The organism is Mucilaginibacter sp. GW821-FHT07G05 (assembly GCF_059418565.1).
The window spans coordinates 465,547-478,386 of record NZ_JBWKQC010000005.1 but is presented as its reverse complement, the minus strand read 5'-3'; the positions used below and the strand labels follow the sequence as shown (position 1 = coordinate 478,386).

Below are 12,840 nucleotides of genomic sequence, written 5' to 3'. Positions count from 1 at the left end.
AGCAGAATAAATTACGCGTTTTTGTTGCGCAACTCTTCGTATAATAATATCACCTTACGTTGCAGGGTAGCAATTTCGGTTTCGCGCTCTAATAATTTCTTTTGTGCTACGCTCAGGTTTGAAGGTTCCGGCTCGGCCTCTTCAATATCATAAGCCAGCAGGTACACTACAGCCACTTCAAATATATTGGCTATTTGTTCAAGGCGCGACAGGTTAATGTCGGTAACGCCGGTTTCTATTTTAGAAAAGGCCGGTATAGAAATACCTAAACGGTTTGCTACGTCTTCCTGGCTCCAGCCACGTTGATGGCGCAATATCCTTATATTTTTGCCAATAGATTTATTTGTCTTTTTTTTCTCGCTCATGTCCTTCTAAATGTTTACTCAATAGTTTAATTAGGGAAAGGGTAGTCTTATCATATAAACTACCCAAACTATATGCCACATTTAAAAATTGCTTAAATGAACATTAAATGTTAATCTAAACTTAAGCGGGGAATTTTATTCGGGGAAATTAATCCCCGAATAGGGTAAATGGGGAAAAGTAATTAACTGATGATAAATAGTTTTGCAAATTTCAACAGTAACTGCTTCTGGCCTATCTCTTTAAAAAATATGGTCGCCTTAATGTCAGGTTTGTTGCCTTCAAGGCTTATTACTTTGCCAAAACCAAAGCGTTCGTGCTCCACTTCCATCCCAACTTGCAGGTTTGACGTATCCGACGGCTTAAAATTAGGCGACGGTACGTGCGCCTTGGCCAATACCGATGTTGTTTTAACCGGCGGCGCTGTAGCTGCTTTAGGTTTAGAAAAAGAATCGCCGCTGCTGCTGGTATTGCTTTTGCGGGTCCAGGCGTTTCGCTCATCATCAAAAAACGAGCCGCTGCCTGCCGATGGGGCCGGTTTAGCTGTAAAATCGAGTTCAAGGTAACGCGCGTCAATTTCATCTAAAAAGCGGCTTGGCTCGCAATTGATCAGCGTGCCAAACTTGAAGCGTGAGGTGGCGTAGCTAATGGTAAGTTTATGTTCGGCACGGGTAACGGCCACATAAAACAAACGACGCTCTTCTTCCAGGTCGCTGCGCGAGTTAAGCGACATTTGCGACGGAAACAGGTTTTCTTCCAAACCTACCACATGCACACGCGGGAACTCCAATCCTTTTGATGAGTGGATGGTCATTAAAGAAACGGTATCCGCATCTTTATTTTTATCCTTATCGTCGTTGGTGAGCAGGGCAATGTCCTGCATAAATACGTCGAGGCCTTTCTCTTCAATATCTTCACGTTCCGAAAACTCTTTTACGCCGTTCAGCAACTCCTGTATGTTTTCGTAGCGGTTTAATCCTTCAACAGATTTATCCTCGTACAAGTCTTTCAATAAGCCTGAGTGCTGCGCTATATGCAGGGCGGCATCATAAGCCGTCATGGTTTTGGTAACCACCTGGAAGCTTTGTATCATGGTGGCGAATATGCCCACTGATGCCGAGCTGCGCCCGTCTAAAAACTTCGCCGGGTTCATGATCACCTCGAAAGGGGTAATGTTGTTTTGGCCTGCGCTTAATATAATACGGTCGATAGTGGTATCTCCAATGCCCCTGCGCGGGTAGTTGATCACACGTTTCAGCGCTTCCTCATCGTTAGGATTAAAGGTAAGTCTGAAGTAGGCCACCAGATCTTTGATCTCCTTACGCTGATAAAACGAAAGACCACCGTATATTTTATAAGGTATATTCAGCTTACGCAAGCCCTCTTCCATAGAGCGCGATTGCGCGTTGGTACGGTAAAGTATCGCGAAATCATTCCATTTAAGCCCGTTAGTGGTACGCTGCTGCATAATCTCTTCCGAGATGATCTTGCCCTCCTCGTTATCGCTGAAAGCGCGGATCACTTTGATTTTATCGCCGGTTTCTTTCTCTGAGAAAACGTTCTTTTTAAGCTGTTCTTTATTGTTCGAAATGATGCTGTTGGCAACGCTTACAATGTTTTGGGTTGAGCGGTAGTTTTGCTCCAGCTTAAATATCTTCAGATCAGGGTAATCCTTTTCAAAGTTCAGAATGTTTTGGATGTTGGCACCACGGAAGGCATAGATACTCTGCGCGTCGTCGCCCACTACGCAAAGGTTTTCGTTTACGGCTGCCAGTTTCTTCACAATAAGGTATTGCGAAAAGTTGGTATCCTGGTACTCATCCACCATCAGGTACTTAAACTTGTGCTGGTATTTATTAAGTACTTCGGGGTGATCTCTTAGCAGTTCGTTAGTTTTAAACAGCAAATCGTCGAAATCCATAGCGCCCGCGCGGAAACAGCGGCTGGCGTAGGTTTCGTAAATTTTACCCATCTGGCCGCGGCCGCTGGTGAAATCTTCGGCCTGTATCTGCTCGTTTTGCTGGTAAGCCTGCCACGATACCAAATTGTTTTTGGCGGCCGATATACGGTTAAGCACAAAGTTTTGGTTGTACAGCTTATCATCAAGGTTAAGCTCCTTTAATATGGCGCGTATTACGCTCTTGCTATCGTCGGTATCGTAAATGGTGAAGTTGTTGGGGTAGCCAATTTTATCGGCCTCCACCCGTAAAATTTTAGCGAATACCGAGTGGAAGGTACCCATCCATATATTTTTGGCTTCGTTGCCAACTACCTTATTAATACGCTCGCGCATTTCGCGCGCGGCTTTGTTGGTAAAGGTAAGTACCAGTATGTTAAACGAATCGACACCCTTACGTATAAGGTGTGCAACCCGGTAAGTAATTACACGTGTTTTGCCCGATCCGGCACCGGCAATAATCATTACCGGCCCCTGAATTTGCTCAACCGCGGCACGTTGCTCTTTATTTAAGCCCTCTAAATAATCCAAATTTCTTTCCCTCTTTTCTAACAGGCGAAATTAAGGTTTTAGGTGCGAAAGCTAAATCAGAATTTATAGAAATTTTGTCTGAACCGGAATTTATGGAATTTAGTTGTCTGAACCACAATTTACTGAATTTAGGAATTTGCGGAATTAGTTGTCTGAATCAGAATTTACTGAATTCAAGAATTTACAGAATGATGTATTTTGCCCTCTTTGCGCAGCAGAGAGGGTGATCCAGCGAAGCGTAGATCGGGTGAGTCCCCCTCAGCTCTTGCATCTTCATCACTATAATCTACAAACTGATGATCGAAAAATAAAATATAAGCGGCAGATTTGCAGCTGTAAAAACAAAACACCTGTTCGTGTTTTATTAAATTATACATCAATACAATCTGCACTGCATGAATCATTTGGCTAATTCAACATCTCCATATTTATTACAGCACGTTAATAATCCGGTCGACTGGTACCCATGGGGGCCGGAAGCATTGCAAAAGGCTAAGGACGAGAACAAGCTGATATTGGTGAGTGTAGGTTATTCGGCATGCCACTGGTGCCATGTAATGGAGCACGAGAGCTTTGAAGACGAGCAGGTGGCCGCGGTGATGAACGAGTATTTTGTATGTATAAAGGTTGATCGAGAGGAACGTCCCGATGTAGACCAGATCTATATGAGCGCCGTGCAGCTGATGACGCAGCGCGGTGGCTGGCCGCTCAATTGCATTTGCCTGCCCGATCAGCGGCCTATTTATGGTGGTACATACTTCCGTAAGAACGATTGGGTTTCGCTGCTGTTTAACCTGGCCGATTTTTATAAAACCAAACCCGACGAAGCCGAGGATTACGCCGTGCGATTGACCGCCGGTATCACCCAGTATGAAACTGTTGATTTTGTGCCTAAGCAAGAAAAGGAATATACCCAAAGCGATTTACAGGCTATTATAACCAACTGGAAGCGATATTTTGATAAGGAGGAAGGCGGCATGGGTTCGTCGCCAAAATTCCCGATGCCGAATAACTGGCAATGCCTGATGCGTTACGCGCATTTGATGCACGATGATGATATAAAACAAGTCACCCTGCTTACCCTCAACAAAATGGCATTTGGGGGGATTTATGACCATGTAGGAGGGGGCTTTGCCCGGTATTCGGTTGATGGCCGCTGGCATGTGCCGCATTTCGAAAAGATGCTGTACGATAATGCCCAACTGGTGAGTTTATATGCCGAAGCTTATACCTGGCAGCCTAATGAAATATATAAGGCGATAGCCGATGGCATGATCAGCTTTGTGATGCGCGAACTTACCTCGCCTGACGGTGGTTTTTATTCGGCACTTGATGCCGATAGCGAAGGGGTGGAGGGTAAATTCTATACTTTTACCAAAGCCGAAATTGAAGCTATTTTAGGTGACGATGCCGACCTGTTCTGCATATACTATAATATAACAGCAGATGGCAACTGGGAAGAGGAAGAAACCAACGTATTTTTCCGTAACCGTACCAATGCTGAATTGGCCGCTGACCTGGGCCTAACGGTTGAAGACCTGACTGCTAAAATTGATGCCGCCCGCCAAAAAGTATTCGAGGTGCGCAGCCACCGTATCCGCCCGGGACTGGATAATAAGATCCTGGCCTCATGGAACGGGCTTATGCTGAAAGGTATGTGCGATGCCTATCGTGCTTTTGGTAAGCCGGAGTATTATGAATACGCGCTGTCAAATGCCAACTTCATCATCAATAACCTGATAAATGCCGATAGCCGTATTTCAAGGGTATACAGGGCAAATATTACAGGTGGCGATGGGATCGCATTTTTGGATGATTACGCTAATATTATAGATGCCTTTATTGCCCTGTACGAAATAACGTTCAATGAAGAATGGCTTACCCATGCCCGCAAACTGGCCAACATCGCGATAGCAAATTATTATGATGCAGAGGGAGGTATATTCTTTTACACCGCTGCCGATGATGAGCAGTTGATAGCCCGTAAAAGCGAGATAATGGATGGCGTTACGCCGGCATCAAACTCGGTAATGGCAAGGGTGCTTAAAAAACTGGGCTTGCTGTTTGATGATGAGCAGTACCTTGAAATATCGGCGCAGTTATTGCGCAATATTATGCCGCACCTGGCCAAATACGGTTCATCATACTCTAACTGGATAATGCTGCTTACCGATGAAGTTTTTGGTGTGTATGAAATAGCCGTTACCGGTAACGAAGCCGAAGAGCGCCGTAAAGAGCTGGAGAAAACATATATTCCTAACAAAATTATGTTGGGAGGAAACGCAGGAAGTTTACCTTTGCTGCAAGACAAGTTTATTGGTAAAACACAAATTTTTGTATGTAAAGACAAAACCTGTGCCTTGCCTGCCGGTAATACTGAAGAGGCGTTAAAACAAATTGAGGCCTAATTTTTTATATTATAAAATAATCGCAATGAAAATTGAACCAAAACACGTAGTGTCATTAACCTACGATCTGTATGTTGATAATGACGGCACTGAAGCTTTAACAGAAAGCGCTACGCAAGAGCAGCCATTAACTTTCTTGTATGGTGCAGGGCAAATGTTGCCAAAATTTGAGGAAAACCTAAGCACGCTTTCAACCGGCGATGAGTATGATTTCCGCTTATCGGCTGAGGATGCTTATGGCGAATATGACGAAGAAGCAGTAGCTAATTTGCCAAAAGAAATGTTCAGCGGTACAGATATTCCTGAAATTGGTACTATTATCCCTTTACAGGATAACAACGGTAACCGTTTCCAGGGTCAGGTTGTATCGGTAGCTGAAGATGCGGTTATTGTTGATCTTAACCACCCGATGGCCGGTCAGGAACTGCACTTTAAAGGCAGCATATTAAATGTACGCCCTGCCACTGAGGAGGAATTATCACACGGTCATGCGCATGGTCCTGATGGTCATCATCACCATTAATAGTTACTTTACTTTAATACATAACAAAAGAGGCGCTTTACAAAAGCGCCTCTTTTTATTTATAAGCTGATTTTTAAAATACGAGCTTACCGCTGTTATTAATGCGGCATTTTAAAAGCACCGTTGATGGTATGGCTTCGCCATTGTAATAGGCCGGGATGAATATTTTATCACCTTCGCTTATATTTTTCAGGCTCATTTTGGCTACCTTATCATACCCCGGCGCGGTAACGTGTACCTTATAATCGGCCAAACGTCCACCCGGGCTTACCAGTAGTTCTATCACCACGCTAAACTGCCCCATATAGGTGCCTTTAATATCTTGCGGTAAATAAAAGTTTCTAACATAAGGCAGGTAACCATAATAGCTGCCGCCTACTATTATCGGCTTTGTTACGGTGTCTTTTTCGGTAAATTCTTTATCAACAACGTAAACTACGTTTTTGGCACTATCGGTTGGTGCTTCGTAAAGTACCTTTTGTATATCGTAATTGTAGTTTTGCATTAAACGGCCCTTTTTATTAAAAAAGTGCCACAGCCCGGTTTTCTTACCTTTTGTATAATGGCCGCTGGCGAAGGCTATGTTTTTGCCATAAATGCACTGGTACAGTCCGTCGCGTACTTCATTGGTCGAATCTTTAAGGATACTGTATTTTTCGGTAACATTGTCGCCCAACTTATTTTTTACCTCAACAGTTTGCTGGGCGAAGCTGGTGCTTATACATAATAACAGGATGCAGGCTAAATAGATCTTTTTCACAGGAGTAGTTCTCAATATGTTGTATTAACATCGCAAACGTGCCGATGTGTGTGCCGGTTAAAATTAATTGGCTAATATGGCAAAAAATATACCTACCAGCCCACTAATTGCAAACTGTTTGACCTTGAAATGACGGCAAGGTTTAACTGTAAATCATCGTGCTGATAAATTTTTATAAAACATGATAGTTTTTTAGCATTTGTTAATAATTATGAGGCATATACGTTAGAATTTTTAATGCTAATACTTACCTTAGACCGTTGCTAATACCGCGACACTGCCAATTATGAACAATTTTAACCGAAGAGATTTTTTAAAAAGTACGGCTGTTTTAGCTGCCGGGGCGGCTGTTTTGCCATCAATAACATTTGCTGCCGATAATAAGATACAGCGTTTGGTGCTGCAATTATATACCGTGCGCGATGATATGAACAAGGATGCCGCCGGCACCCTTAAAAAACTGGCCGCGCTGGGTTATACCCATGTAGAACATGCCAACTATAATAACCGTAAATTTTATGGCTACCCGGTTAAAGAGTTTAAAACATTGTTGGATGACCTTGGCCTGAAAATGCCAAGCGGCCATACCACCATGACCATCGATCATTGGGATAAAACCAAGAATGATTTTACTGATAGCTGGAAACAAACTGTAGAAGATGCCGCCGAAATAGGTCAGCGGTTTGTGATCAGTCCGTCGTTGGGCGGCGGTTTGCAAATGACGGCCGAATCCATGAAACCTTTTATGGATCAGTTTAATAAAAGTGGCGAACTATGCCAAAAGAGCGGCATGAAATTCGGTTACCACAACCACGATTTTGAATTTACCACCAAGATAGGCGATATCACCCTGTACGATTTTATGCTGCAAAATACCGATCCTAAACTGGTTACCCAGCAACTGGATATCGGCAACATGTTTACAGTAGGCGCGCAGGCGCTTGATTATATCAATAAATATCCCGGCCGTTTCGAGCTAATGCACGTTAAGGACGAGTTGGTGCTGGCCAAAGAGCCTAAAGTAAAATACGAGAACTGCGTATTGGGTAAAGGTGTAGTGCCGCTGAAGGCTATATTAAAGGCGGCGCGTAAAACGGGCGGTACCACGCACTTCGTTATAGAGCAGGAAGAATACCAGGGACTTGGCCAAACCGAAAGCGCCGGCATCGACCTGAAAGTGATGAAAAAGTGGGGTTTTTAATAGCGTAACTTATTTATGGCATATACATTTTTATAAATAAAGTTATTATGTTTGAAGGGCCTGTAAGGCGAAAAAATAGTATTATCAACCGTTGATACTGTATTGGTATCATTTTTTTAACCAACGTACTGAATTATTTTAATGGATAGGCGCATAGCTTTAAAGAATTTGGCATTGATAATTGGCGGAGCAACCCTGTTTCCGTCGGATCTGCTGGCAGGTGGTAAAACGCTTATCCAACTCAAAAATATTACCATAAGCCCGGCGCAGGAGAAACTGTTGGCTAATGTTGCTGAAACCATTATACCAAAAACAACCACACCGGGTGCTAAAGACCTCGGTTTGCATTTGTTTGTTTTAACCATGCTTGATGATTGCTATGGCAAGCAGGATCAGCAGGCTTTCATCACAGGGTTGGGCGAACTTTCGCAGCTAATTGCTAAAACGAGTACAAAGCCATTCGCCCTGTGGCCTGCCAAACAGCGCGAAACATTATTGCTGGGCATAGATAAAGGCAACTACTCGTCCGAGCTCAAGAAATTCTTTTGGATAGCAAAAGATAAAACAGTGCAGGGCTACACGCAATCAAAATATTTTATGACCAAGCGTGTGGTTTACGAATTAATACCGGGCCGTTACCTCGTTAACGTACCTGTTAAACCGCCATTGAAGGGAGCATCAAAATAAGTATGGCTAATTTAAATATAGATAGCGTTAAGGAACGCACTTTTGATGCCATCGTTATAGGATCGGGCATAAGTGGCGGATGGGCGGCAAAGGAGCTGACCGGCAAGGGGCTTAAAACCCTGGTGCTTGAGCGTGGCCGCGATGTAAAGCATATAATTGATTACCCCACAACCAATAAATACCCTTGGGAGTTTGAGCACCGCGGCGAAATGCCGTTAGCGGTGCGCGAAGAAAACCCGATAGTAAGTCGCTGCTATGCTTTTCATGAAGACGCGGCGCACTTTTTTGTAAAGGATAAAGAACACCCTTATATACAGGAAAAACCTTTCGACTGGATCCGCGGCTACCAGGTAGGCGGTAAATCGCTGCTGTGGGCAAGGCAAACCCAGCGTTGGAGCGACTTCGACTTTGAAGGTCCCGCGCGTGACGGTTTCGCTGTAGACTGGCCTATCCGTTATAAAGACATAGCGCCATGGTATAGCTATGTAGAGAAATTTGCAGGTATATCAGGCAATAAAGACGGTATCCCCGAACTACCTGATGGCGAGTTTTTGCCGGGCTTCCCCTTAAATACGGTAGAGAACTATTTCAGTAAGCACGTAAAATCAAAGTATCAGAACAGGCACGTGATCAGCGCGCGTTGCGCCCATATTTCAAAACCCGAGCCTATCCATTTGGAGCAGGGCAGGGTACAATGCCAAAAAAGGGTATTATGCCAGCGTGGTTGTCCGTTTGGTGGCTATTTTAGCAGTAATGCTTCAACCTTGCCTTGGGCGCAAAAATCGGGTAACCTTACTTTAAGGCCATTTTCGGTAGTACAGTCCATTATTTATGATGATCAAAAAGGCAAAGCAACCGGGGTTCGCATAATAGATACCAATACTAAAGAAGAAATTGAATACTACGCCCGCGTCATCTTTGTAAACGCGTCGGCAATAAATACCAACCTCATACTGCTCAATTCAAAATCAAGCCGTTTCCCTAATGGCTTTGGTAACGATAGCGGCGTGCTGGGTAAATATGTGGCGTTCCACCTGTACACGGCCAGCATCAATGCCGAGGTAGATGGTTTTAAAGATATGACCACAGAAGGTCGTAACCCGGCCGGCGGCGGTTATATTCCGCGTTTCAGGAATGTATATAAGCAGGATACCAACTTTTTGCGTGGCTATGCTTCGGGCTTTGGTGCTTACCGTTCATCGGGCAGCCATGCCGAGGGTATAGGCGCGGGTTTTAAAGAGGCTTTGGGCAAGGTAGAACTTGGCCCGTGGTACGTAGGCTCACACATGATGGGCGAAACCATCCCGAAGGAAAGCAACTACGTAAAACTGGACGATACACAAAAAGATGCCTGGGGAATCCCGCAGCTGCGTATCTCGGTTGATTACGACGATAACGACGAAAAAATGCGTACCGATTACGTGGAGCAAATATCAGAGATGTTTACTACCGCCGGATTTAAAAATATCAGCGTAAATAAAACAGTAGGCAAAGCGCCGGGGCTCGATATCCACGAAATGGGCGGTGCCCGCATGGGGCTCGATCCTAAAACATCGGTACTCAATAAGTGGAACCAGGTACACGCCGCGCCAAATGTTTTTGTTACCGATGGCGCGTGTATGACATCCACTTCGTGCCAAAACCCTTCGCTTACCTATATGGCATTTACCGCCCGTTCGGTTGATTATGCGGTAAGCGAAATGAATAAAGGAAATTTATAATGTGTAAATCTTTAAAAATATAACGTCTTTACCATGTTTAAAAAAACAGATGAAACTTCAAGAAGGGATTTCTTAAAGACAGGGGCTGTTGCCGCTGCCAGCTTTATGATCGTTCCGCGCCACGTATTAGGTGGCAAGGGCTTTACCGCGCCAAGCGATAAACTAATTGTTGCCGGTGTAGGTGCCGGTGGTAAGGGTAGCAGCGATATCGAAAACTTTTACAAAAGCGGCAAGGCCGAAATCGCTTTCCTGTGCGATGTGGACGACCGCGCCGCGGCAGGTACCGTTAAAAAGTTTCCTAAAGCCAAGTATTATAAAGACTGGCGCAAACTGTTGGATAAAGAAGCCAAGCACATTGATGCCGTATCGGTTTCAACGCCCGATCATAACCACGCCATCATCGGCCTGGCAGCAATGCAGTTAGGCAAGCATGTTTATATTCAAAAACCGCTTACACATGATATTTACGAGGCCCGTGCTTTAACCGCGGCCGCTAAAAAATATAAAGTAGTAACCCAAATGGGTAACCAAGGTGCATCAGGCGATGGTGTAAGGCAGTTACGCGAATGGTATGATGCAGGCCTGATAGGCGATGTTGATACCGTTTACTGCTGGACAGATCGCCCGGTATGGCCGCAAGGTATTGCATGGCCTACAGGCAAGCCCGCTGTACCAAAAGAACTGGACTGGGACCTGTGGTTAGGTACCGCGCCTTATAAAGATTACATTGATAAACTGGTGCCTTTTAACTGGCGCGGATGGTGGGATTACGGTACCGGCGCCCTGGGCGATATGGGCTGTCACCTGATGGAAGCGCCTTTCAGGGTGCTTAACCTGGAGTATATTAAAGAGGTACAATCAAGCGTGGCTACCCCTTATGTGGATAACTGGCAACGTGCTTATTTCCCTGATAGCTGCCCGGTATCAACCCACGCTACGCTTACCTTTCCTAAAACCAACAAAACTCAAAAAGATGTTACCGTACACTGGATGGACGGTGGTATACAACCGGAAAGACCAGCGGAATTAGGCCCTAACGAAACCTTTGGCGATGGTGGCAACGGTATGTTGTTCATCGGTACTAAAGGTAAAATGATGGCCGGTACTTACGGTATCAACCCGCAATTATTACCAACATCGCGCACTAAAGAAGCCAACGTGCCTAAAACACTGGCCCGTGTACCGGGTGGCGACAATGGTCACTACGCGCATTGGGTGGAGGCTTGTATTGCCGGTTACGGTAAAATTGAGCTAAGCTCTCCGTTTGAACTGGCCGGTCCGCTTACCGAGGCGCTGTTAATGGCTAACCTTTCTATCCGCGGGCATAATGTTGAGGTTAAAAACGCTAAAGGCGAAGGCAGCTTCCCGGGCCGCGACCTGAAACTGGTTTGGGATAACCAAAACCTTAAAGTAACCAATTTTGACGCGGTTAACCAGTTTGTGAAAAGAGAGTACAGGGAAGGTTGGAAGTTTGGCGCTTAATTGAGCAGCAAACCTCTATTGAATTGAACATGTTTAATAATTGTTAAAACTGAAGATGAAATTAAAGTTAGGAATGATCGGCGGCGGCCAGGGTGCTTTTATAGGTGCCATACACCGCATTGCCGCTCGTATAGATGATCAATATGAACTGGTTGCCGGCGCTTTCAGCAGCAACCCCGAAAAATCACAGGCCAGCGGTTTACTGCTTGGCCTTAAACCCGAGCGTGTTTACAGCTCGTACGAAGAACTGATTGAAAAGGAAAAGCAATTGCCCGAAGATGAGCGTGTACAGGTGATCAGTATTGTTACGCCAAACCACGTACACTTCGCGCCAACCAAACTGGCATTGGAAAATGGTTTCCACGTAATACTGGATAAACCGATGACCTTTTCCCTGGCAGAAGCTAAAGAGCTTGAAAAAGTAGTAAAGGCCAGCGATAAACTGTTTTGCCTAACGCATACCTACACCGGTTATCCAATGGTGAAAGAAGCCCGCCAGGTAATTAAATCGGGCAAGTTGGGCGCTATCCGCAAGGTATATGTAGAGTATCCGCAGGGCTGGTTAAGCACCTTTTTAGAAGGGGAAGATAACAAGCAAGCCTCATGGCGCACCGATCCGGGTAAAAGCGGTATAGCGGGTGCCATTGGCGATATTGGCACACATGCCTTTAACCTGAGCGAATACGTTACCGGTTTACAGGTAACCAAAGTAAATGCCGATATTAACATTGTGGTAGAAGGCCGCAAGCTTGACGATGATGGCGCTGTAATATTGAAATATAACAACGGCGCAAGTGGCGTACTTACTGCTACCCAAATTGCAGCAGGTGACGAGAATAACGTTAAGATCCGTGTATACGGCGAAAAAGGCGGTTTAGAGTGGCAGCAGGATGACGCCAATACACTATTGATAAAATGGTTGGATAAACCTACCGAGATATGGCGTACAGGCGGTGCTTACACCAGCAAATACGTAACTACCAACATGCGTGCGCCTGCCGGTCACCCGGAGGGGTATCTGGAAGCGTTTGCCAACCTGTATAAAAACTTCGCGCTTACCATTAAGGCAGGCATCGAGGGTAAAACACCGGAGCCGGAGATGCTTGATTTTCCGGGTATTGATGATGGCGTAAGGGGCATGGCATTCGTTGAGAATGTGATCGCTTCGGGCAAATCTGATAAAAAATGGACCGATTTTGTTATCTAA

Annotated in this window: 10 protein-coding genes; 7 read left to right on the top strand and 3 right to left on the bottom strand. The window is 45.0% G+C overall.

What is annotated here, in order from left to right; all coding sequences use genetic code 11:
• Positions 1 to 11 precede the first annotated feature (11 nt).
• Positions 12 to 365 carry a helix-turn-helix domain-containing protein gene (locus AC07NA_RS15690; protein WP_345213976.1) on the bottom strand — a complete coding sequence of 118 codons (354 nt, stop codon included), beginning with the start codon at positions 363 to 365 and terminating at the stop codon, positions 12 to 14.
• Positions 366 to 547: 182 nt separating this feature from the next.
• A complete protein-coding gene (locus AC07NA_RS15685; RefSeq protein WP_345213977.1) occupies positions 548 to 2,851 on the bottom strand; it encodes an ATP-dependent helicase in 2,304 nt (767 codons plus the stop codon).
• Between the two features lie 395 nt (positions 2,852 to 3,246).
• Here AC07NA_RS15685 and AC07NA_RS15680 point away from each other — a divergent pair, with 395 nt between their 5' ends.
• Both AC07NA_RS15680 and AC07NA_RS15675 read left to right on the top strand, forming a co-directional pair.
• The gene (locus tag AC07NA_RS15680) at positions 3,247 to 5,259 is read left to right on the top strand and encodes a thioredoxin domain-containing protein (RefSeq protein WP_494898536.1); all 2,013 of its coding nucleotides are present in this window, start codon (positions 3,247 to 3,249) and stop codon (positions 5,257 to 5,259) included.
• Between the two features lie 25 nt (positions 5,260 to 5,284).
• The gene (locus AC07NA_RS15675; protein ID WP_345213979.1) at positions 5,285 to 5,782 is read left to right on the top strand and encodes an FKBP-type peptidyl-prolyl cis-trans isomerase; all 498 of its coding nucleotides are present in this window, start codon (positions 5,285 to 5,287) and stop codon (positions 5,780 to 5,782) included.
• A gap of 73 nt (positions 5,783 to 5,855) precedes the next feature.
• Here AC07NA_RS15675 and AC07NA_RS15670 read toward each other — a convergent pair whose 3' ends face one another.
• On the bottom strand, positions 5,856 to 6,542 hold the full coding sequence (locus AC07NA_RS15670; RefSeq protein ID WP_494898535.1) for a hypothetical protein: 687 nt from the start codon (positions 6,540 to 6,542) through the stop codon (positions 5,856 to 5,858).
• A gap of 286 nt (positions 6,543 to 6,828) precedes the next feature.
• Here AC07NA_RS15670 and AC07NA_RS15665 point away from each other — a divergent pair, with 286 nt between their 5' ends.
• The 5 genes from AC07NA_RS15665 to AC07NA_RS15645 all read left to right on the top strand — a co-directional run bounded on the left by AC07NA_RS15665 (position 6,829) and on the right by AC07NA_RS15645 (position 12,840).
• Complete coding sequence (locus tag AC07NA_RS15665) at positions 6,829 to 7,743, top strand: sugar phosphate isomerase/epimerase family protein (RefSeq protein ID WP_494898534.1); 915 nt, start codon at positions 6,829 to 6,831, stop codon at positions 7,741 to 7,743.
• Between the two features lie 141 nt (positions 7,744 to 7,884).
• On the top strand, positions 7,885 to 8,430 hold the full coding sequence (locus AC07NA_RS15660) for a gluconate 2-dehydrogenase subunit 3 family protein (RefSeq protein ID WP_494898533.1): 546 nt from the start codon (positions 7,885 to 7,887) through the stop codon (positions 8,428 to 8,430).
• Between the two features lie 2 nt (positions 8,431 to 8,432).
• Positions 8,433 to 10,151, top strand: coding sequence for a GMC oxidoreductase (locus AC07NA_RS15655; protein WP_494898532.1), 1,719 nt, complete (start codon positions 8,433 to 8,435; stop codon positions 10,149 to 10,151).
• A 33-nt stretch (positions 10,152 to 10,184) separates the two neighbouring features.
• Entirely contained in the window at positions 10,185 to 11,633 is a 1,449-nt protein-coding gene (locus AC07NA_RS15650) for a Gfo/Idh/MocA family oxidoreductase (protein WP_494898531.1), read from the top strand.
• 55 nt (positions 11,634 to 11,688) lie between these two features.
• A complete protein-coding gene (locus AC07NA_RS15645) occupies positions 11,689 to 12,840 on the top strand; it encodes a Gfo/Idh/MocA family protein (protein ID WP_494898529.1) in 1,152 nt (383 codons plus the stop codon).

Excerpts from the sequence above, each read along its gene's own strand:
- AC07NA_RS15690 (WP_345213976.1), bottom strand. The coding sequence starts at position 365 with ATGAGCGAGAAAAAAAAGACAAATAAATCTATTGGCAAAAATATAAGG.
- AC07NA_RS15680 (WP_494898536.1), top strand. The coding sequence starts at position 3,247 with ATGAATCATTTGGCTAATTCAACATCTCCATATTTATTACAGCACGTT.
- AC07NA_RS15675 (WP_345213979.1), top strand. The coding sequence starts at position 5,285 with ATGAAAATTGAACCAAAACACGTAGTGTCATTAACCTACGATCTGTAT.
- AC07NA_RS15665 (WP_494898534.1), top strand. The coding sequence starts at position 6,829 with ATGAACAATTTTAACCGAAGAGATTTTTTAAAAAGTACGGCTGTTTTA.
- AC07NA_RS15660 (WP_494898533.1), top strand. The coding sequence starts at position 7,885 with ATGGATAGGCGCATAGCTTTAAAGAATTTGGCATTGATAATTGGCGGA.
- AC07NA_RS15655 (WP_494898532.1), top strand. The coding sequence starts at position 8,433 with ATGGCTAATTTAAATATAGATAGCGTTAAGGAACGCACTTTTGATGCC.
- AC07NA_RS15650 (WP_494898531.1), top strand. The coding sequence starts at position 10,185 with ATGTTTAAAAAAACAGATGAAACTTCAAGAAGGGATTTCTTAAAGACA.
- AC07NA_RS15645 (WP_494898529.1), top strand. The coding sequence starts at position 11,689 with ATGAAATTAAAGTTAGGAATGATCGGCGGCGGCCAGGGTGCTTTTATA.